The organism is Trinickia sp., from assembly GCF_051961175.1.
Taxonomy (GTDB): Bacteria; Pseudomonadota; Gammaproteobacteria; order Burkholderiales; family Burkholderiaceae; genus Trinickia.
Genome location: NZ_JBQCDN010000009.1, coordinates 1 through 20,440 on the forward strand (window position 1 = coordinate 1; position 20,440 = coordinate 20,440).

Sequence of the window (20,440 nt, forward strand, 5' to 3'; positions counted from 1 at the left end):
CGCAAGCTGGCCACCAGTCAGACGCCGCGCACACTGTTCATTTCCTGTTCCGATAGTCGCATGGTTCCCGAACTGGTCACGCAGCGCGAACCGGGCGATCTGTTCGTGATCCGCAATGCCGGCAACATCGTGCCTTCGTTCGGTCCTGAGCCCGGCGGTGTGTCGGCAACGGTCGAATATGCGGTGGCCGCGCTCGGCGTGACGGATGTGGTGATATGCGGCCACTCGGACTGCGGCGCGATGACGGCCGTCGCGACGTGCAAGTGCCTCGACCATATGCCCGCTGTCGCGAACTGGCTGCGCTACGCCGACTCGGCGAGACTCGTCAACGAGGCGCGTGAACATGCGGGCGAGCGCGAGCGCGTCGACTCGATGGTGCGCGAGAACGTCATCGCTCAGCTCGACAACCTCAAGACCCACCCCTCAGTTGCACTGGGACTCGCGCAAGGCCGCCTAAATTTGCACGGATGGGTCTACGACATCGAATCCGGCTCGATCGACGCGCTCGACGCCGCGACCCGCCAGTTCGTGCCGCTCGCTGCGCATCCCGATGTCACCGCGACGCCCGCCGAGTGCGTGGCTGCGCTCTGATTCCCGGCTTGTCACACCGACTGTCGATCTCACCAGGTTGATTTTTACCAGGAGCAACATCATGACCCAATCGCAAGTCACACCGAACGCACGCGAAGCATTGACGGAAACGATCGTCGACGCGAAGGTGCGCAAGAACCTCACCTTCGAAGCCATCAACGAAGGCACGGGCTTGAGCCTCGCATACACGACAGCCGCGCTACTCGGTCAGCATGCGCTGCCGGAGAATGCGGCGAAGCTCGTCGCCGAACGCCTCGGGCTCGACGACGCCGCCGTTCGCCTGCTGCAAACCATTCCCGTGCGCGGCAGCATTCCGGGTGGCGTGCCGACCGATCCCACCGTCTACCGCTTCTACGAAATGGTGCAGGTGTACGGCTCGACGTTGAAGGCGCTGGTTCACGAGAAATTCGGCGACGGCATCATCAGCGCGATCAACTTCAAACTCGATATCCAGAAGGTGCCGGACCCGGAAGGCGGCGAGCGTGCCGTCATCACGCTCAACGGCAAGTATCTGCCGACCAAGCCGTTCTGAACCCAATGATGCGAAGACGAAAATTCTTACTGAGCACCGGTGCCGCGCTTGCTTCGGGCGGCCTTGCCCTCTCAGGTTGCACGATGATCAGGCCGCGCTCCACGTCGAGCATCAGCAACACGCTGTACCCCACAAGGAGATCCGAAATGACTTCACCCGCAGCAATTCGCCCGCCGCTTCCCCCATTCACGCTGGAGACGGCCATCGAGAAAGTCCGTCTCGCGGAAGACGGTTGGAATTCGCGCGACGCCGCCAAGGTCGCGCTCGCCTATTCGCTCGACACGAAATGGCGCAATCGCGCAGAGTTCGCGAATAATCGCGCGGAAGCGCAGGCGTTCCTCGAGCGCAAATGGAAGAAGGAACACGAGTATCGTCTGATCAAGGAACTGTGGGCGTTCGGCGGCAATCGCATTGCCGTGCGCTACGCCTACGAGTGGCACGACGACTCGGGCAACTGGTTCCGCTCCTACGGCAACGAGAACTGGGAGTTCGGCGAGGATGGTCTCATGCAACGTCGCTATGCGTGCATCAACGACATGCCGATCAAGGAATCGGAGCGCAAGTATCATTGGCCCTTGGGCCGTCGGCCGGACGACCATCCGGGACTGAGCGAGTTGGGACTTTGAAGCCCGGATCGTTACAGCCGCGATGAGCCATTTGCGTCCAACAATCCAGTGGCAACGAATGACGGATTGTTGGGCGTGCGCCGGCGCGCCGTCGGGATGTAGCGACTTAAATGTCGTTGAATTATTCGCGACTTTTCGTTTGCTCCTCTTGGGTGAAAGTATGATCTGTGTCCGGTGTCAGGTCTGAGCTGCAAAGCAGTCTTTTCAAATCGCCAGTCTGCGGAATCGACGATCGGCCGCTTTTGGCCGACTGCTGCTCGATACGGTCGGCGGCAGTCGATCCCGAACGGCCTCACGGACTTACGCTGTAGACGTCCGCTAGCGCCGATTTCTCCTTACGCCTAGCCTGGAACCGGCCCCGGTACGGTGGCTGTGTCGATGACATTGCGTCAGAGTGCTAAGAAGATGCTCGGCCAACCAGATCCGGGTTTGTCCTCCTGCAACTATATAATGAATATTGAAGCTTTGAATCAGCGCTTGGCTGTCATTCGGGGAAGTCTCGAAGCGCGTGAAGACGTCACCGCTGTCTCCGTCCGAGAGCTTTTACGCTGGGCCGGCGCTGAACGACGCGGCTACATGGTGGCCTACCGCATAAGAAGCGCTCTCAAAGAAAACGGCGTCAGCACTCTGCCGGATTTCGATACTGTGCACCTGGATTCAACGGTTTTGATCGTACGAGTTCCCCACATCTTGTCCTGTGGACGCTCACAGCTCATCGTCCACGGTGGTTAGTGGAGTTGTGCAAGGCCGCAGGCACTACGGCTGCCAGGCAGCAATCCAAGAAGATAAACCTCGATCACATTAAGCATCAGCTTGAAGTCTCGACGACCAGCAATGAATCCAATTTCAAAGAGAAAGTGCGCAATGTCGAGATCGGTCGGCTTGCCGATAATTCCCACGATTGTCGGATTTGCGGCCATTGCCCGGTTGTTAATCGTCCGCAAAAGCTCATCCGTCGAATAAATATCGATTTGACGCGAAAAGGCGCTGAGTACCTCCGAAATTTGCGGACATTGAGATTTAAACTCCGCTTCGGTGTCCTCAATGCGCTTTCGGCCAAAGAATGGAGAGAACCAAGGATACGACCACGTGTCGTACCCGGAAAATCCAACGCTACTGAAATCCCGAACCAACCGGGATGACGGACTGCGATGGGAGATCAACCCCGTATTCCGCGATTTCCTAAACCTTCGGTCAATTTCTGACAAGCGGCACACTAAGAGCGGTCGCCGATAAAAATCGACCGGCCTCCATATCAGCAATGCAAACGAATGACCGACTACAGGTGCAAATACGACGCCTGAACGTCCGACCGACGATGCATGTGAACGGCCGCTCGTGGCCGCCAGTCGACGAACCGGCATTCTCTCCTCGTGCCCATCGTCGAGTCGTATTCGTGGCTGGACCGCTGGATCGAGGCTCATTTCCTTCTTGCGATCCTGTCAAACGGACGCACAGCAAGCCCGAAGGGGCGCGCGATTGCAGGCCTTGGACGTCACTTGGCGCCGTAAACGGCGTCGCGCAGATCGATTGTGTATTGACCGTTCATGCCTTCGTAGAGCGTGTTCGACAGCGACACGACGGTCAGGCCGCGTGCGCGGTCGACGAACCACGAGTGACCGTAGACACCGCCCCAGCGCCACGTGCCTGCCGATTCCGGCGACGCCGCTACGTGTGGATCGCGGAGCACCGAAAAGCCGATCCCGAAGCCGAAGCCGGGACGGTCCGGCAAATCGAAGTTGCCAGTCTGCACACGTCCCATCTCGTCCACGAGGGCGGCAGGCAACAGTGCGCCGCCGCCCGCGCGCAGCGTGTCCAGCACATGCAGCACGTCGCTCGCGCTGCCTACCATCCCCGCACCGCCCGACGCAAAAGCATGCGCGTCGAGCGCGCGCCCCGGCGAGTACGTGACACCGACCGTTCCTTCAACTGCAGGTACGGTCTCGTTCTCGGCCAGCCGGTGCGGCCGCGGCGTATCGTTCACGTACGGTGTCGCGAGCCGCGCGGGATCGACCGCGACGAACGCCGTGTCGCGGGCGCCGAGCGGACGGAGCACGAGCACATCGACAGCTTCGGCGAGGGGCATCCCGCAGACAGCCTCGATCAACGCGCCAGTCACGTCGAGCGCGACTGAATAGTTCCAGTTCGTCCCCGGCGCATACAGCAGCGGCGCGCTCGCGATCCGGCGTACGTTTTCGCCTAGCGTGATGGCCGCGCCGTCGAGCCCGTCCGATACCCCCGCGCGCGCATATGGCCCGTCCTCATCAGCTTCCGCAAAGCGATAGCCCAGGCCCGCGGTATGCGTAAGCAGCTGCCGCACCGTGATCGCCGGCACGTCGCCGTCGGGAAGGGGCGGGCGAAAACTGGGCAGCCAGCGGGTGACGTCATCGTCGAGCGACAGTTTGCGTTGCGCCACGAGCACCATTGCGGCCGTCGAGACGATCGGCTTCGTCACCGACGCGAGCCTGAACAGCGTGTCCTCGCGCATCGGTGTACGCGATTCGCGGTCGGCGAAGCCGGCCGCGCGGTGATAGACGAGCCGTCCGTCGCGCGCGATCAGCACTACCGCACCGACGAGACGCTGCGATTCGAGCGCGCGGGACAGCACCGTATCGACGCGCTCGGCGAGCGCGGCATCGGCGGGCGGCTGCAATGACGATGCTGGGGTGAAGGGCATAAAGGGCTCCGTCGTGATCGGTCTAGCCGACATGTTAGGAGCGCCTTGGTCGCGATCACTATTAACCGTACACCGAAAAGGGCTACATGGCCTCGCAGGCTATCTTTGCTTTGTCGGCTCAGTTGGCGGTTATCGGGCCCAAAACGGTCCCTCGCATTTCCCAAAGCCGGACATTGGGACGGCGTGTGGCGGGAGAGTCGCGCTATCCCTTCTGCCAGATAACGTAGGCGTACCCATGGCGTCGACATTGGGCATTTCGCCGACCCGCACATGCTGAAAGAAGCCCAAACAATGGCTCCATGACGATGTGTTGGGATCGGATTCAACCCAGCACGAATACCCCAACTGCTTCCAATCTATCGACCTGTCGTCATTGCATCGCCAAAGGACCTCTTGGGCAATTGCCTCGCACCAAATCAATGCATCTTCTGCAGACTCCGCCGCGATGAAAACTCCGGTCGTCGATTCATAGTCTTCGATCACTCCGCGCTCGAAGAGCTGTCGGGGTTCAGGCTCGTGGTATTGCAAAATGACGAAATATTCGTGTGCCATGTCGAAGAAGATTTGTTTAGCGACATCAAGTCGTGGCCGGTCGTTGCAGATTGCCGAAGAACCCACCACAGACGTCAATCGGCCGCTCCTGGCCGACCACTGCCACATGCACCGCGCTATCGACCTCCTACACTGCGACGCCTTGGGGATTCGCCAGCCCAGACCCGAAGCGGACCTTCGGCCAGTTCTAGAGCGGGCCTTCAATTTGACGGTCTAGCCGTTGAGCTCGTGGTACCAAAAGAGATTTCGACCGATAAAATCAAACGCTTCTGGCCATGAGGGCTCATGGTCTGCCTCTATGTAGAATGCAGCGCCGTTAGAAAAATGAAGACAAAGGACGTACGCGTCAGTCCGTGTCACGGCGACCACGCCCTGACCGATTAATCCGACGAGCTTGTCACAGAACCCTGTTGTCCCATGCCAAATGAGACTTTCGCCATTTGCAACTGCGGCCCGGTTGTAGACGGTGAGTCGCTCTTCCTCGAAAACAAGTTGAAAATAGTCGTGAATGAATACGACCTGCGACAGCGGTTCAAGAGGTATTAGCCTGTTGTCCATGCATTCAGCTCTCGGGTCGCAAATGTCGACAATTTACCCCATGGGCGCGACTGACGGATAGTGGCCGAAACGCGCCACAAGGGGGCGCGATGGCGACCGGGTCGAGAGCGCGCATTCGCTGCCAGCGAGACCTGACATTCGCGACTCTCGGCTTGCGACCGGCAGGGAAGCGACCTGTAGTTGAGTTACCGACATCGTTACCTCAATGTTAGCTAAGGCCGATTTGCGGCCGCGAGCTGGTATGGACCCATCTCATTTGACCTCGAAACTCTCCTTTGCCATGAGACAGAGCGAAGCGGCGAGGGCGGAGGGCGGACGTGCGTCGAGAATCACTGATAACGAATGGCTGCGCGCCGCGACCGTGTTTTTCTACCGCAATATCAAGTTCGCGGACGCGAATGTCGGGTTCGCCGCTAGCGTATGCGTGTTCTCGAAGAGACAGCGGGCTTTCGACGGCGGACGTTTGGCCGCTAAAGGCAACCATCGCTAAGAAGTTGGACATCGCCTAGATGCCCCGCATTGCGCAGCGCCGCTCGCCTCCCTAGGCGACGGGGAGCCAGAAGAAATTCTTCTGGCTCCCCTTTTATATTGTCGTTTGACGGGCTGCAGCCAAGCCGCCATAGTGGGCGCCATCCGAAGGAGATGGAATGAAACGACGGACCTTTGCCAAAGCAGCGCTGAGTGCCGCGATAGTCACCAGCTCGTCTCGGGTGCTAGGCGCAGTTGGTGCAAACCCCTCGTGTGAACCGGCTGAAACATGCGTGAAAAGAGGGCGGCTCGCCAACATTGAGGCAGAGTCAGGTGGTCGCTTGGGCTTCTTCGCCGTTGATACAGGTTCCGGGCGAACGCTTGGCTATCGCGCTGATGAGCGGTTCCTCATGTGCAGTACCTTCAAAGGAATCCTAGCAGCACAGATTTTTGCGCGCGTCGATCGGGGCGAAGAACGGCTCGACCGTCAAATTCCCTATTCGCAAAAAGATTTGATTTTCACCTCTCCTGTGACTCAGGCGAACGTTGCTCGCGGTGTGATGTCGATCGATGACCTGTGCCGGGCCATACTGGAGGAAAGCGACAACACCGCTGCCGTGCTGCTGATGAGGAGCGCGGGCGGGCCCGAAGCCCTTACAGCATTCGTTCGCCGATTGGGTGATACCGTAACCCGCTCAGACCGGTATGAGCCGCAGTCAAACAGCTATAGCGGCTTGCTTGATACAACATCACCACGGGCTATCGTGACCCTAGCGAAGACGCTTCTGCTTGGCAATGCTCTCACCGCGGAATCGCGCGCCCGACTCGAACGGGGAATGATCAATTGCAAGCCAGGTCGCAGCCGTATTCGCGCGGTATTACCTCAAAGCTGGAGCTGTGCGGACCGACCGGGAACCAGTGTTGGAGGGGAAACAAACGATTACGCGCTTGTGCGGCCAATCGGGCGACATCCATTGATCGTTGCGGCCTACTATGACGCGCCAGGCCTTGCGATGGCGGAACGCGAGTCAGTTTTGCGAAAGGCGGGCGAAGCCTTTACGCAGTGGGCCATGGAAGTGGTGTGAACGACGCATCGAAGGCGCTCGGAATATCAGCCTGTTTTTTTCGAGTCGCCGCAGGATGGAAGTCTGTTCGCCCGCTCCGCGATACATCGTAACTTCAGCTCCTGACATCAGGCGATTGTTGACGATCCTGGTGGCGAGATCCGCGATTTCTATGAGACGCGGGGGGCGGGTTTGATAGCAATACTGATGGTAGGGTAACGGGCCTTGCCTCGTTGCTTCGAGGCAGGCGCGCAAATTCATTCGTTCCGCTGAATGCGGTTGAGCGATGCGTTGTCTTGCACTATCAGCCCAATGATCTGCTCGTGATCAAGCGCGGTGCAAAACTCTCCGTTCATGCTAGTGACCGAGATATCGTGGATGGTCTGTGGGTCGTGATCGACACCGTCGACCCCGATCTGATTCGTCGTCGCGCAAGCATCATGTATGAGATATGTGTCAAACCCCATGTTCCCGGACATCCTAACTGTCGTCTCCACGCAGTAATTCGTAAAGAACCCAGCCACTACGAGCCGGTTGATATTCCTTCGGCGCAACTCCAGCTCCAAAGTCGTCCCAATAAATGAACTATTGACATCCTTCCAGATGATCAGCTCGCCTTCCTTTGGCTTTAGCGTTTCAATGAATTCGCCACCCGGCAAACTCAGTTTCAGCGGCGACACTTTTTGCCGCGAGTCGTGTTGGGTATAGATCACCGGCAACCCAGCTTGTCGCCAAACCGACAGCAGCCTTTCCATGTGCCGCTCGGCCGCAGGGTTGTTGCGCCTACCGGTTGGGCCGCCCCAATGCCGGAGATCATTGACGCCTTTTTGCACATCGATAAGCAGCAGAGCCGTATCGTGACCGAATTGTTTGATCATGCTTTTATCCTTCTCGATAAAATATAATGAATAATATAAACGGTTCCACTCATATTGAATGGAATAAATAACTTAGGCCATAGATGTTGCCTCGAGGCAATGCGGATTTCGATTCCGGCAAGCTCACTGTCGCCGCCGGTCCCCCGCTTCGAGATCGGAGCCTGGTCGTGATGCGACGATGCTCTACAAGGTAACAACGTCGAGCAGCTTCTTCTTGCCCTTCTGGTACGTGTAAAGTGAGATTGCGCCGTGCTTCAGATCGCCATGATCGTCAAAGACAGTTTCACCGATTACCCCGCGATAGTCCGTGGATGGCATCTCAGCCAATACCTTCGCAGGACTAGTTGAATTTGCCCGCTTCATCGCGTCGACGATGATATAGACTGCGTCATACGAAAACGGTGAGTACACTTCCATCGGCTGATGGAAACGAGCCTCGTATCTCCTGGCAAACGACGCACCATTCGGCATTCTTTCTAGCGCCATGCCCGCCTCGGAGCAGACGACGTTGTCCACGGCGGTGCCCGCCAGATTGGCGAGAGTGGTCGAGCAAATCCCGTCGCCGCCCAGCACTCGGGCGCGTATCCCGAGATCACGTGCCTGTTTCGCTAGTGGTCCAGCCCCGGCATCCATACCGCCATACATGATGGCATCCGGATTCTCTCCCTTTATTTTGGTAAGAACTGCGCGGAAGTCGATTGCCTTATCGTTTGTAGCATCGTGAGAAACTACCTTGATGCCTAGCGATTTCGCGGCCGCCTCGAACTCGTTTGCGAGACCCTGGCCGTAGGCAGTTGAGTCATCGACAATCGCAACGGTCTTGACCTTGAGATTCTGGGCAGCATATTGTGCCAACGCCGGTCCCTGCTTCGCGTCGGTGGCAACCAGCCGGTAGGTGTTATTGAAACCCTGTTGGGTATAGGCGGGGTTCGTCGCCGACGGTGAGATTTCAACGATTCCCCCATCGTGGTAGATCCGCGAAGCGGGAATCGACGTACCAGAGTTCAGATGGCCAACGACGCCAACCACCTTGTCGTCGACGAGCTTTTGCGCGATCTGGGTGGCCGTGCGCGGATCACCCGCATCGTCTTGCGGGTCGAGTTGGAGCGTTGCCATCTGGCCATTGATGACGAGCCCTTTCGCGTTGATCTCCTCGATCGCGAGCCTCGCGCCGTTCTCACTGTCCTTGCCCAAATGCGCGATCGCGCCAGTCAACGGACCGACGTGTCCAATGCGCACGACTTGATCCGCATGCGCGGACGTTGCGCATGCCGCAATCGCTAATGCCAATACTACCTTCACACTATGCTTCATGATGTCTCCACGTATTTATGATGGTCCTGCTTCTCGACTATCCCGCGATCGTTGCCCCGCACTTCGATGTCTTCGCACCTCCCATGACCGTCGCGGAATCCCTGCCCATCGCAATTCCGAATAGATCCTTTGGATTCGAAGGCGATGGAATCAACTCGAGTGAGCGGCCTATACCTCGCTCGCGTGCGGCCGCATACAGGTAGCGCAGAGCGGAAAAGTCCTCAAGCGCGAAACCCACCGAGTCGAAAACGGTGATCTGTTCATCGAACTCGCGGCCGGACGCCTCGCACGACAGCACCTTGTGAAATTCAGTTACCGGAAACTCTTCCGGTAACTGTTGGATGTCGCCTTCGATGCGGGTTTGCGGTTCGTATTCGACGATGACCTTGCTGCGGAGCAGGACATCGCAATGAAGCTCAGTCTTACCGGGACAATCTCCGCCAACCGCGTTAATGTGCATGCCTTCTTCGAGCATGTCGGGCGTGAGGATGGTCGCATTGGTCTTATCCGCCGTCACCGTCGTGACGATGTCCGCTCCGCGCACGGCTTCAGCGGTAGACATCGCTTTAACGATGCGTAACTGCCGGTAGGCAGCGAGATTTTCAACGAGCTTTTCCGTAGCAGCTGGGTCTGTATCGAACACCCGAATTTCGTCCACGCCGAGCTGCGTGTGAAACGCGATCGCCTGAAATTCGCTTTGCGCGCCGTTACCGATCAACGCCATCGAACGCGAGCCTTTGCGTGCGAGATGCCGCGCAAACAGTGCCGAGGTCGCCGCCGTACGGATGGCCGTGGTCAATGTCATCTCACTCAAAAGCAGCGGATAGCCGGTATCGACGTTCGCGAGCACGCCGAACGCCATCACTGTCAACAGGTCCGAGTGTGTGTTCTTAGGATGCCCATTCACATATTTGAACGAATAGTGATGCGCGTCGGCGGTCGGCATCAGTTCAATCACGCCGTCCGGGGAATGGCTGGCCACACGGGCCGTCTTGTCGAAGAGATTCCAGCGACGATAGTCCTGCTCGATGTACGATGCCATCGAGTTCAGCACATCATCGATTCCGGCGGTACGCACCAGGTTGGCGACGTCGCTTACATCGATATAGAGTGTCATGTTGAGTTGCTCCGTTGTTGGCAGGGCGCTCAGCGAGCGCCCTCATATCCCTGCAGCACGTTGACGGCATTGGTGCCGATCGCGTCGACCAGATACCCGCCCTCCATCACGAAGAGGGTTGGCAATGCCATCGACGCGAGCATTTCGCCCATGCGCAAGTAGTCCTCAGTCTTCAGCCTGAAATGGCTGATAGGGTCGTCCTCGAACGTATCAACGCCTAGCGATACGATCAGCACGTCGGCCGCGAAGCGGCACACGCTGGTCACCACATGCGCTAGTGCCGCACTGTATTCGGCCCATGCCGTGCCGTGCGGAAGCGGCAGGTTGAGGTTGTAGCCATAGCCGACGCCTTCGCCCGCTTCGTCCGCATAGCCGGCGAAGTACGGATACGAATCGTTCGGATCGCCATGCAGCGATGCGAACAGGACGTCGTTGCGTGCGTAAAAGATATCTTGGGTGCCGTTCCCGTGATGAAAGTCGACATCGATGATCGCGACACGCCGGGCTCCATTTGCGAGCGCCCTTTCTGCCGCGATCGCCGCGTTGTTCAAGTAGCAATAGCCACCCGCATATTCCCGCCCTGCGTGATGACCTGGCGGCCTGCAAAGTGCGAATACCGCATGCGCTCTGTTATGAATGAGATCGATGCCAGTCAATGCAACATTGGCGCTTTCGGCGACCGCCTCCCATGTGTGCTCGCCGATCGGTGCGCCGGCATCCATGGAAAAAAAGCCCAACTTGCCGTCGATAAAGTTCGGCAGTCTGGCGGTTTTCAGGTCCCGCACCGGCCAGACTAGTGGTAATGCTTCACCTGTCCTACCCGTGGCTTTCCATTCGCCCCACGCCTTCGCAAGGAAGTCGACATAGTGCCCGCTGTGGGCGCGCGTGTAGTGCGAAGCGTCGTACGAATGCGGTGAAATCACGTCCCCGAGATTTGTCGCACAAATGCGCTGCAGTATCGTTTCCGCGCGACGTGGGCTCTCGAACGATTTCGAGAGCCTTCCATCCTTGAGCTCGACGCCGTGATGGCGCGAATGAGCCTTTCCATAAATCGTGAGCATGGTGTCGCGTAGCCTCCCCAAAGTTGAAAATATTCTAAGGATGGCGTCGAGCGATTTGATTGCTCTCTTGGGACCTCGACCCTATACTTCGCGCACAAGTTGACTAACGGGAAGCGGAAATGAAGACAGAAAGTGCAAATCGGGAACTCGACTCGATCGACAGGAAGATGCTGCGGTTGTTGCAGGAGAATGGAACGCTCACGAACACCGCCCTCGGCGAACAGTTGTCGCTAAGCACTACACCGTGTTGGAGGCGCCGGAAGCATCTCGAGGAGACGGGCTTCATCATCGACTATCAGGCCAACCTCAACCGACGGAAGCTCGGATTAAACATCCTCGCGTTCGCGAGCGTCAGGTTTGTGGTTCCGTCCGACAAAACTGCCGATGACTTCGAGTCAGTCATCAAGCAGCGGCCTGAAGTACTGGCGTGCCATAAGATTACGGGAAGCGCGGACTACATCTTGCAAATTGTTGCGCGGGATCTTGATTCCTACGGGGAGTTTATCGAGCGGATCTTGAGAAAGCAGGCCGGCATTGCGGAAATTCACTCCAGCTTGGCCTTGCGTGAGATCAAATCCACTAGTCGCTTGGAAGTTTCCGACGACTAGACTAGGTTCTCGTAGTGGCCGCTCGGTCAGATGGGCTTCTCCCGCCGTGGGAAGCCGCATTGCTTAAGTAGTAGTCAGCTCTCCGCGACGTTCCCTATGCCCGACAAGCTTACAGTGAGTATCGGGCAGGTTCCGAACCGTTCAGCGACCGCTGGCGGGCCCACTAGATCTCCCTTCGATTGAAAGGAGATCGTTATGGAAAAGCATACTGCGCCCGTCGGCTCGCGTGTGCCGTGGAATAAGGGCAAGCTCACCAGATAGCTGCCCCCCCCGAATACGAAGTCTGGGAGCGGATATAGAAGTTTGGCGGTCGCGATGGCATTGTCGTCAAAGGAGCTAATCGTGCAAATCGTTTCGGGCCCTTGCTGTTTTTGTGGTCAGTCGATCGAAAAGAACGAGACGGATCCCTGCGAGGTCAAAGTCACTACCTCGGCGGGTGAAAAAACGTGGCAAGTTTGGTTTTGCCACGGCCGATGTTTTCGTGATCGCCTCGCCGTTCTTCCTGAAAACGAAGGTTTCTTCGATCCTGCACACTTCTGAACGTCCGCTTCCGGAATCGGTGCCGGTCCGTTTAGGGTCGAACTGAGCCGGACGTGTCGGACCGGGTTCGGCCCGGTTCCGGTCATTCGTGCGCTGCATCGTAGATCGTCGCCAATCGACATGCACTAGAGATGCCTTGATGGAACTGAGAGCGAGACATGTGAAGCCGATGCTTACCGGGCGCGGGTATTGCCAGAACGGACAACGCACTGGAAAAACATTGTAGCCTGTTGCCATACAGGCTACAATGGCTCCCATGATCAAGACCTTCCGACACAAAGGGCTCGAACGGTTTTTCATGAAGGGCAGCAAGGCCGGAATCCAACCACATCACGCGACGCGCCTTCGTATCCAGCTAACGGCCCTGAATTCGGCCACGAAGCCGGATGACATGAACGCTCCGGGCTGGAAATTGCATTCGCTCGAAGACGATCTGAAAGGGCATTGGTCGATTTGGGTTAACGGAAACTGGCGGCTGACCTTCACGTTCGAGGGTACGGACGCGATTCTGGTGGATTACCAGGATTATCATTGAGGTGATTGTATGGCGATGATGCACAATCCTGCGCACCCGGGCGAGGTGCTGCGGGAATGGATCCCTGAGGACATGACCGTCGGGCAGGCGGCGGAGGCGTTGCAGATCAACCGCGTTACGCTATCCAACGTGCTGAACGGCAAGTCAGGTGTGACTGCCAGCTTCGCACTGAGGCTCGCCGCATGGCTCGGCACGTCGCCCGAAATGTGGGTCGGCATGCAGGCGCAATGGGATTTGTGGCAGGCGCAGCAGCAGCCGGCCCCGAAGATTAAACCGCTTCCGCGGCACGCTGCTTGATGCGAATGGCTTCGCATCTTGTCCGTATTGCGCGGAATGTGGGTGAAGCGGTCGTCTGAACGGCACGGTCGGGGCGACATTGAACGTCACTTCCTGGCCGCACTGTGCCATACGAGCCGTCGCCTCACTCGGGCGGGTTCGCCGACATCGGCGTTACGGTCCTTCAGTTAGCTTCTGCGGAATGTCTCTAGCTCAACCCATTGCTGCCGCTCGCGCCTCGATGGTCAAAGTCGGGTTTGCTGCGGTTGCTGTCGGTCGCAGACGTTAGTTCGGGCGACGGAACCTCGCCACAAGCGGGTACTAGCGGACGGCAGCTATATGCCTGCTCGATCACGGATCTCTAACCCGAAGATGGCGCTGCCAGACGAGCCGCCTGATTCCTCCATAGTCAGTCCGGCGGGACTCACCGGAAGGGGTACCTCGTCAAACGCCTCTGGCGATCCTGGAGCCAACTGCTCCGGTCATCGCACGGGCCTTGCTTGCCAATTGCGCAACCTCAGGCCGCGCCCACTACATGAAACTCCGCGCCCACTGCCCTGGCGGCGTTATAGGTTCCTGACAGCAGCGACCTGAGCTGGACGGAGCCCAGTGCGGGCGGCACCGCTGTGGGCTGATTGACCGGCAGCCCGTACGCCGCCGCGGTGACATGCGGCTGCACAACGATCACCCGGTAGTCCACGTTCGTGCCCAACGCTGTCAGCAGGGCGACGAAGGTGGTGCGGTTGCCCGCCGGGGCTGCGCCCATTGCATTCGGTGCGTTCCAAAGCGGCCGCGCAGGATCGAGGACGCGGTGCTGGATACGCCTGAGCAAGGTGCCCGCGTCGATGAAACGAATGTTCTTGACCGCTTGCCCGCAGACCACTTCGTACGGTCCGGCGACCATCTCGCGGGCGAGGGAATCCGAACGCGCTCCTTTGATGTGCACCAGGCAGATTAGCGGTTGCCCAGTTGCCGGCGCGTGCACATAGACAAAGTCCGCGACCTCGCCCGAGTCGTCGTCGCAGAACAGCCAGGTGTCACCAACGACTGTCAGCGGCGTCAACTGCAGCTTGCCGGCCTGCACCGGATCCGCGACGGCCCAAAGGAACCATGAGAACAGGCTGTCCTCGGCGGGCAGGCTCCACAGTAGCGCGAGGTCGTTGCCAGTCGGCTTCTCCTTGTCAACCCGGAAGGCCTGCGGCGCGCCGCCCGCCACACCGAAATCGCCCCATATCCAGTGGGCGAAGGGACGATCCCTAACGATTGCCAGTGACAGATGCCCCGCGCTGACGGTATGGCCGCTGTCGTAGAAAACACGGAATAGCGCGGGCGTCCGGCTCAGCAGGTTCACCGCTTCCCGCAGGTGGGGGTCGGCGATGGCCGCCGGGGTCCCGGACACCACGAAGCGCAGCGTTGGAGAGGCGGCGGAGGAGAAGGCGGGATGCACCGTGACGGACACGCTGGGTGCCGGGGTGCCGCTCGCCGCCGCCGGCCTGCGGGTAATCCTGAGGTTGAAGCCGCCGGGCTGCGCAGCGCTTGCAGCATTGGGCGGCAGCACTTCGAATGCCGTGTGCTCGAGCAACGACTCGACCGTGCGCCTGCGTGCTATGGAAGCGGAAAGCTCCAGCGGACCCACTTCGAAGTCGAAGATCTGGCCTACGCCGGCGAAGCTGAGGAGTTCGTTGGCCAGCACCGGTAGCACGGCGGAGGTGCCGACCGCAGCGCTGATGGTGTCAAGCAACTGGTTGATCGCCGCCATCAAATCGGCAGGCGAGGCATAAGCCTTTGTCCAGACACCAGAGCTGTTGAGGCTGACGCCGATAGAAGCGCCGCGCACGGCCGCTGCGAGGTAAGTGCTGTCACCCAGCGGGTCCAGGGCATGCTCCAGGTCAGCACCACTCAGGATCTTGGAATCGGGCTTGACCTGCACCGAGCGGTGCGTACCCGCCAGCCACATGGCCTTGAGCGGACCATTCTGCAGGAATGCAGAAGTCAGATGACCGGCAGAGAGCTTGTGTAGGCGCACGAGTTTCGGATGCGTAGGCTGCGCGCTTGTAACACCCACGAGAGATGCAAGGACGCGGCGGTGATCCGAATTGGAGCAGTGAATTGCCAGGTGCTCGGCTTTGTAGCAGATGAGGACTAGTTCATGGCTGCTGTCGTATAACGTGGCTTCCCATTTGCATTTAGTGGCGACCTCGTAGTGCGCGGCAACAGTCTGCACGCCAGCCACCGAGGGCCACTGCAACATCGTGGTTTTCTGCGTCATCCGGCCGCCGCCGGCTATCACCTTTTCCTTGATGGCCTTGAGGGCGTCCTTCAGCAAGTCATCGAGTTCCTGCGGCAACAGTGCCGTGGACGAGGTCGCCAGCAGGAAGGATCCGTACGGCAGAGGTCGCAGAGGTGCGGAGGGGATGATACTTGCCATGGTTTAAGTTAGCGTAGAAGAGGCCACCGCAGTATCGCCGCCTGCCCGCTATGCGGTCACCAAGTTTTTGTGACCTAACTTGATCTGTGGGAGTCCTGCTCAACCCGTCGATCCAGAACACGGCTGCGACAGCCCACTGAGCGAGCGCGTTGAGTGGCAACTTGCGGGCTAGAATTTGACGGATGCGATGTCGGCAATGCAAGGATGCCCGTCGACCGACACCCGCTACGCGAGTGGCTCCAAGCAGCCTGAAGCGGTCGTTCGGGCAAATGAGCCAATAGACCGGTATTGACCGGATCCGGCCCGACGACGAGGCGTGCACCGCACCGTTGGCAAACGCGACGCCGACGACAGATGCCGACCCTCAACGGTCCTTCACAATTCTCCAGAACGGACGTTCACGGAGTGCTGCAAGCGAATGCCTATGCATGGCTACCGCGGAACCAGGGTGTCGCCACTACGAAGTTTTCTGCATCTGCTGGCGAGGCGAACGGACCAACCAATCTTCCGGCATGTCGGTTCCTAAATGTAGTCCCTTCGACCCATTCCTGCTCATCGAGATACGTTTCACCGTTGCGGAACTCCAGCACGTCGGCAACTCGTTTGCCGTCCTCGCTGTAGAGTTTGAACGCGCTTCGGTATTCTTGCCCTTGTAGCGGGGATTTACTCATTCGCTGCCTCACATTAGTGACGACAGCTGAAATCAACGTTCGAAGTACCATGACCGTGCCCTCGTTTAACGCATCCTTTAACCAAACGGGTTTCAAGCGGTGCGTCGAGCGCCGCACCAGTTTTATCGAATGTCATGGGACTGACGTCACTTACGTCGCCCGCCAATGGCGACGACGATACGCATATTCGTCCAATGCTGCGCTGGGTTACGATTGTCGGCAATCTACGTCGCTATGTCGAACGGCCGCAACTGGCCGACCCCGGTCCGATGCTGACCTCCGTCGCAGACCCCAATCGGCCCCTCGATCGGCCAATAGCGGCCGATCGGATGCGAATGCTCACCCTTCTGCGACACCATTTCGTTACCCGCGCCGTAACCAATGGTGCTTGAGGCACGGACCGCGCTGTCAGAAGCGCGGTCCGCCCTGGACAATACTGAGTGTGTTACTTGACGGCAACGCCGGCCAGCCTCCCAATCCCGTCTGCGGTCTGTACGCCCACATTCCTTGCGACAACACCTAGGCCACCCGCCACCGTGACACCTGTGTCGGCCACCTCGAACTCGGTTCCTGCGATCGTGACCGTCCCCTTGATGTGGTCACTGCCGGCGAGCGCGCCAAAGAGTATGCGTGCTGCAACAGGCCGTGTCTTGAATTCACTGACGTGCAGCGCGACCGGAGCGCCCGCCGCCGTAACCGGAATACCGATCTTCGTCATTTCGGCATGGAAGGCCCCGAGAAGATCCGCCTTCGCTTCAGAAGAAATGTCAAATGATCCCGTATCGATCTGCAATTCGCTCACACCGCCAGCAAGTGCGACGCTTACATCGTGCCCCCGGTCGGCGGGTAGAGGATTCATGGTTGGCGCTCCCGCACACGCGGCAAGGAGGAAGACGCAGATCGCTGAAAGAGGGATAAAACGCATTTCGTATTTCCGGATTTGTTGTTTAGAAACTTGATGACCGGCAGTGCCGCGGCCAAGGCATCAGCCACGCTGAGGATCAGAACTTTCCAAACCGCGAGAGCTGCGGTGTCGCCATCGGCTTGGTGAGTGAATATCGGCTGTGTGCGATCAGTTCTTTAGTGTTGTCGTAGTGCTCGGCATCAGTTTGCAAATGCAGGAGACTTGTTCCCGTAGGCAACGCTAGGAGTCCGCCCATCATTATCAATGCCAGCCCTGCAGCGATTCCCCCTCACTGCAATTGGGAAAGTGGGTGAGGATTGTCGCCAATCTGGCCAGTAACGTTGAGTGTCTGAAACTGGGCCGAACCCTGCCGCTTGCTGCGCAGACGGTCTGCAGTGCCGTGCCGACGACGGAACGCGACACCGGTAGACGTTCCTTGGATATCGAAACGGGAAGCCAAATCTTGAAAGCTGTCAGCAATGCGTATGGCGCTTTTTGCTGCCGTGCCGATCATGGGCACCACACCATGAAGACAGCCCCGGCAAAATCAATGGCCAACAACTTTCCGCCACCGTTCCCTGCAAAAGCCAAGTATCCCGGCGCGTGGGGCTTCGATCCTACATGGGAGGCACTTAAGCACATGCCATTGTGCGACGCACAACAGCATGCCTCAGCTCACCACGCTTACGCCGACAGCAACGACCCGCTCCGATAAGCCGTCGCCCCGGCGATCCGAGCCACTTCCATTCCAGCGGTAGCAAAGCGCGTACGATGCCGCGCATACAGGACACCCGCTGTCCCCGCTTTGAGCGTTTCGACGCGATCGGTCAGCGGATCGATGATGTCGGCGACTTCCTGACCTTGCTCGACCCAGATCCCGGCCGGCGTGCGAAATACGAGGATGCCGGAGATGGGTGACACCAACGGTTCCGTACCGGCGAGCGGTGTCGCAGGGAACGCAAGCGGCGGCAGATGCGCCGGCGTGCCGTCGATCAGCCCACGTTGCGTCAGGTATTCGACGATCGCTTGCGAGTCGTGTTCCGCATGCGCATACGATACGTCGGCTTGTCCACGAAGCTCAACCGTCACCGAGATCGACCCATTCGGAATCGGAAACCGGTTGCCGAAGCGCGTGCGCAGCTCCGACCAGCAAAAGCTGTGGATCTCGTCGAACGGATTGCCGACCGAATTGAGCGCAAGCAGCGACGCCTTCGCGTCGAGGTAGCGGGCGAGCGGTTCGACGTCGGCCCACAGCTCCGGATTCGTATACAGATGCATCGCGCCTTCGAAATCGCAATGCAGATCGAGCACGATGTCGGCGTCGCACGATAGCCGTTGCAGCGCGAGACGCTGCGATTCGAGTTCCGTGCGCGGCGTCTGCGCAGCGAGCGCTTCGCGCATCGCGGCCCGCACCGCACGCAGGTTCGCATCGGCGTCGCCCGTCAATTGCGATTCGATGCGCGGCATGACGAGCGCGGCCAGATCGTGGAAATTCCGGTTGAAGTTCGTCGCCGTGTTGGTTTCGAACCGCCCGATCATTTGCCCGAGCACATGCTGTCCGAGCCCGATCGGGTTCGGCACCGGGACGACGACCACCTCGGCGTGCAAGAGACCCGCGGCTTCCAGCGCGGCCAGCTTGCGGCGCAGTTCCCACGCCACGAGCATGCCCGGCAGCTCGTCGGCATGCAGCGACGATTGCACGTACACCTTCTTGCCGCCCGTGGGCCCGTAATGAAAGCTCGTCAGCGCGCGCTCGGTGCCGAGCGAAGGGGAAATCAGCGGATGGATCTTCTTTTGCATAGGGATTGTCAGCGCCTGTCCTGCGCGCCGCGTGGGCGGGGGAGGTGTTCGATTGTACGTCGGCGCGCGCTTCGCGTTCTACGCGCCGGGCGACGCACAATATAAAAAAGGCTCCGGTTCGACGCGGAGCCTCTTGTTCGAACACCGGGCGGCTAGCGCCCGGCCAACGCTCAGCCCTTCGGGGCGACGTCGAAGTCGAAGTACTTCTTCTCGAGCTTCTTGTAGGTGCCGTCCTTCATCATGCCGTCGATGGCCTTGTCGACGTCCGCCTTCAGATCCGTGTCGTCCTTGCGCAGGCCCATGGCGGCGGCGCCGCTCGGGATCGGTTCGCCGGCTTCGGCGAATTGCGCACCGCGCGGTTGCTTCAGGAAGCCGAGGTCGGCTTGCACCTTGTCTTGCAAGGCTGCATCGAGACGGCCCGAGATCAGATCTTGATAGACCTGGTCCTGGTTCTGGTAGGGAACGACCTTCACGCCCTTCGATTCCCAATTCGTCTTGGCATACGTTTCTTGGATCGTGCCTTGCTCGACGCCCACCGATTTGCCCTTCAGCGAATCAGCCGTCGGCACCAGTCCCGAGCCCTTCTTTGCCACGAGTGCCGTCGGCGTGTCGAACAGCGGCTTCGAGAACGCGATCTGCTTTTCGCGCTCCGGCGTGATCGTCATCGACGACAGCACGCCGTCGAACTTCTTGGCCTTCAGGCCGGGGATCATGCCGTCGAAGTCGTTTTCGACCCAAACGCATTTCGCATGCAGGCGTTTGCAGATCTCGTTGCCGAGATCGATATCGAAGCCGACGAGCTTGCCGTCCGGAGCTTTCGATTCGAAGGGGGCATAGCTTGCGTCGACGCCGATACGAATTTGCTTCCAGTCTTTCGCTTGCGCCACGCCTGCCGATGCGGCGAGCGTGGCGATGGTCACGGCGGCTAACAATTTTTTCACGTTGACTCCTCGAGTGGTTCGATCGACCTCGATGCGGCAATACCGCTTCGAGGTGCCGCTGCACATGGCAGGCGGCCGATGGTTTTCCCGGGCTGCCGCAGGCTGGCAGCGCGGCGCACAGCATACCGCGTCAAAATAACGGCGCCGCTAGTAGAACACCGGATGACGGCCAAATGCAACATCTCGAAAAGCGCGCAATGCGCATTCAATCGAGCGTGTGGTATTGCATCGCTTGTCTCCGAATGATTCGTCCAGCGTCACGCCGCGCGCTCCATCATTTCGAAATCAGCAATAAATCA

23 protein-coding genes are annotated in these 20,440 nt (G+C 59.1%); 10 read left to right on the forward strand and 13 right to left on the reverse strand.

Annotation, left to right across the window (positions count from 1 at the left end; all coding sequences use genetic code 11):
• From ACTHL0_RS00505 to ACTHL0_RS00520, 4 genes are all read left to right on the forward strand, one after another.
• A partial coding sequence (locus tag ACTHL0_RS00505; RefSeq protein WP_440564590.1) for a carbonic anhydrase occupies nucleotides 1-591 on the forward strand: 591 nt, incomplete at its 5' end.
• A gap of 61 nt (nucleotides 592-652) precedes the next feature.
• Nucleotides 653-1,123: a cyanase gene (gene cynS, locus ACTHL0_RS00510; RefSeq protein WP_440564591.1), complete on the forward strand. Its 471-nt coding sequence runs from the start codon at nucleotides 653-655 to the stop codon at nucleotides 1,121-1,123.
• A gap of 146 nt (nucleotides 1,124-1,269) precedes the next feature.
• A complete protein-coding gene (locus ACTHL0_RS00515) occupies nucleotides 1,270-1,749 on the forward strand; it encodes a nuclear transport factor 2 family protein (protein ID WP_010808884.1) in 480 nt (159 codons plus the stop codon).
• A 378-nt stretch (nucleotides 1,750-2,127) separates the two neighbouring features.
• Nucleotides 2,128-2,481 (forward strand): hypothetical protein, encoded by a 354-nt coding sequence (locus tag ACTHL0_RS00520; protein WP_440564593.1) that lies wholly within the window; start codon nucleotides 2,128-2,130, stop codon nucleotides 2,479-2,481.
• Here ACTHL0_RS00520 and ACTHL0_RS00525 read toward each other — a convergent pair.
• The 3 genes from ACTHL0_RS00525 to ACTHL0_RS00535 form a co-directional block, all read right to left on the reverse strand.
• On the reverse strand, nucleotides 2,478-2,912 hold the full coding sequence (locus ACTHL0_RS00525) for a hypothetical protein (RefSeq protein WP_440564594.1): 435 nt from the start codon (nucleotides 2,910-2,912) through the stop codon (nucleotides 2,478-2,480). The genes ACTHL0_RS00520 and ACTHL0_RS00525 overlap by 4 nt on opposite strands.
• 332 nt (nucleotides 2,913-3,244) lie before the next feature.
• Nucleotides 3,245-4,426 (reverse strand): serine hydrolase domain-containing protein, encoded by a 1,182-nt coding sequence (locus tag ACTHL0_RS00530; RefSeq protein ID WP_440564595.1) that lies wholly within the window; start codon nucleotides 4,424-4,426, stop codon nucleotides 3,245-3,247.
• A gap of 765 nt (nucleotides 4,427-5,191) precedes the next feature.
• Entirely contained in the window at nucleotides 5,192-5,536 is a 345-nt protein-coding gene (locus ACTHL0_RS00535) for a hypothetical protein (protein ID WP_440564596.1), read from the reverse strand.
• Between the two features lie 256 nt (nucleotides 5,537-5,792).
• Between ACTHL0_RS00535 and ACTHL0_RS00540 the strand changes: the two genes are divergently transcribed.
• Together ACTHL0_RS00540 and bla are read left to right on the forward strand one after the other, a co-directional pair.
• Complete coding sequence (locus ACTHL0_RS00540; protein ID WP_440564597.1) at nucleotides 5,793-6,026, forward strand: hypothetical protein; 234 nt, start codon at nucleotides 5,793-5,795, stop codon at nucleotides 6,024-6,026.
• Nucleotides 6,027-6,183: 157 nt separating this feature from the next.
• Nucleotides 6,184-7,089: a class A beta-lactamase gene (bla, locus tag ACTHL0_RS00545; protein ID WP_440564598.1), complete on the forward strand. Its 906-nt coding sequence runs from the start codon at nucleotides 6,184-6,186 to the stop codon at nucleotides 7,087-7,089.
• A gap of 236 nt (nucleotides 7,090-7,325) precedes the next feature.
• Here bla and ACTHL0_RS00550 read toward each other — a convergent pair whose 3' ends face one another.
• From ACTHL0_RS00550 to ACTHL0_RS00565, 4 genes are all read right to left on the reverse strand, one after another.
• On the reverse strand, nucleotides 7,326-7,946 hold the full coding sequence (locus ACTHL0_RS00550) for a cysteine hydrolase family protein (protein ID WP_440564599.1): 621 nt from the start codon (nucleotides 7,944-7,946) through the stop codon (nucleotides 7,326-7,328).
• Between the two features lie 183 nt (nucleotides 7,947-8,129).
• Nucleotides 8,130-9,260, reverse strand: a complete 1,131-nt coding sequence (locus ACTHL0_RS00555; RefSeq protein ID WP_440564600.1) for a branched-chain amino acid ABC transporter substrate-binding protein — start codon at nucleotides 9,258-9,260, stop codon at nucleotides 8,130-8,132.
• 37 nt (nucleotides 9,261-9,297) lie between these two features.
• Nucleotides 9,298-10,377, reverse strand: a complete 1,080-nt coding sequence (locus ACTHL0_RS00560) for an ornithine cyclodeaminase (RefSeq protein ID WP_440564601.1) — start codon at nucleotides 10,375-10,377, stop codon at nucleotides 9,298-9,300.
• 29 nt (nucleotides 10,378-10,406) lie between these two features.
• Complete coding sequence (locus tag ACTHL0_RS00565; protein WP_440564602.1) at nucleotides 10,407-11,438, reverse strand: histone deacetylase family protein; 1,032 nt, start codon at nucleotides 11,436-11,438, stop codon at nucleotides 10,407-10,409.
• Between the two features lie 119 nt (nucleotides 11,439-11,557).
• On the opposite strand from ACTHL0_RS00565, the gene ACTHL0_RS00570 reads away from it, so the two are divergent.
• The 4 genes from ACTHL0_RS00570 to ACTHL0_RS00585 all read left to right on the forward strand — a co-directional run bounded on the left by ACTHL0_RS00570 (nucleotide 11,558) and on the right by ACTHL0_RS00585 (nucleotide 13,418).
• Nucleotides 11,558-12,046 (forward strand): Lrp/AsnC family transcriptional regulator, encoded by a 489-nt coding sequence (locus ACTHL0_RS00570; RefSeq protein WP_440564603.1) that lies wholly within the window; start codon nucleotides 11,558-11,560, stop codon nucleotides 12,044-12,046.
• Nucleotides 12,047-12,388: 342 nt separating this feature from the next.
• Entirely contained in the window at nucleotides 12,389-12,586 is a 198-nt protein-coding gene (locus ACTHL0_RS00575) for a hypothetical protein (protein ID WP_440564604.1), read from the forward strand.
• Between the two features lie 256 nt (nucleotides 12,587-12,842).
• On the forward strand, nucleotides 12,843-13,121 hold the full coding sequence (locus ACTHL0_RS00580) for a type II toxin-antitoxin system RelE/ParE family toxin (protein WP_085227708.1): 279 nt from the start codon (nucleotides 12,843-12,845) through the stop codon (nucleotides 13,119-13,121).
• A 9-nt stretch (nucleotides 13,122-13,130) separates the two neighbouring features.
• A complete protein-coding gene (locus ACTHL0_RS00585) occupies nucleotides 13,131-13,418 on the forward strand; it encodes a HigA family addiction module antitoxin (RefSeq protein WP_440564606.1) in 288 nt (95 codons plus the stop codon).
• A gap of 496 nt (nucleotides 13,419-13,914) precedes the next feature.
• Here the strand turns inward: ACTHL0_RS00585 and ACTHL0_RS00590 are convergent, their stop codons facing one another.
• From ACTHL0_RS00590 to ACTHL0_RS00615, 6 genes are all read right to left on the reverse strand, one after another.
• The gene (locus ACTHL0_RS00590; RefSeq protein WP_440564608.1) at nucleotides 13,915-15,825 is read right to left on the reverse strand and encodes a hypothetical protein; all 1,911 of its coding nucleotides are present in this window, start codon (nucleotides 15,823-15,825) and stop codon (nucleotides 13,915-13,917) included.
• Nucleotides 15,826-16,247: 422 nt separating this feature from the next.
• Entirely contained in the window at nucleotides 16,248-16,496 is a 249-nt protein-coding gene (locus ACTHL0_RS00595; protein WP_440564609.1) for a hypothetical protein, read from the reverse strand.
• Between the two features lie 445 nt (nucleotides 16,497-16,941).
• Entirely contained in the window at nucleotides 16,942-17,355 is a 414-nt protein-coding gene (locus tag ACTHL0_RS00600) for a hypothetical protein (RefSeq protein ID WP_440564610.1), read from the reverse strand.
• Between the two features lie 334 nt (nucleotides 17,356-17,689).
• Entirely contained in the window at nucleotides 17,690-17,914 is a 225-nt protein-coding gene (locus tag ACTHL0_RS00605; RefSeq protein WP_440564611.1) for a hypothetical protein, read from the reverse strand.
• 170 nt (nucleotides 17,915-18,084) lie between these two features.
• Complete coding sequence (locus ACTHL0_RS00610; RefSeq protein ID WP_440564612.1) at nucleotides 18,085-19,200, reverse strand: succinylglutamate desuccinylase/aspartoacylase family protein; 1,116 nt, start codon at nucleotides 19,198-19,200, stop codon at nucleotides 18,085-18,087.
• 170 nt (nucleotides 19,201-19,370) lie between these two features.
• Entirely contained in the window at nucleotides 19,371-20,141 is a 771-nt protein-coding gene (locus ACTHL0_RS00615) for an ABC transporter substrate-binding protein (protein WP_440564613.1), read from the reverse strand.
• Nucleotides 20,142-20,440 lie beyond the last annotated feature (299 nt).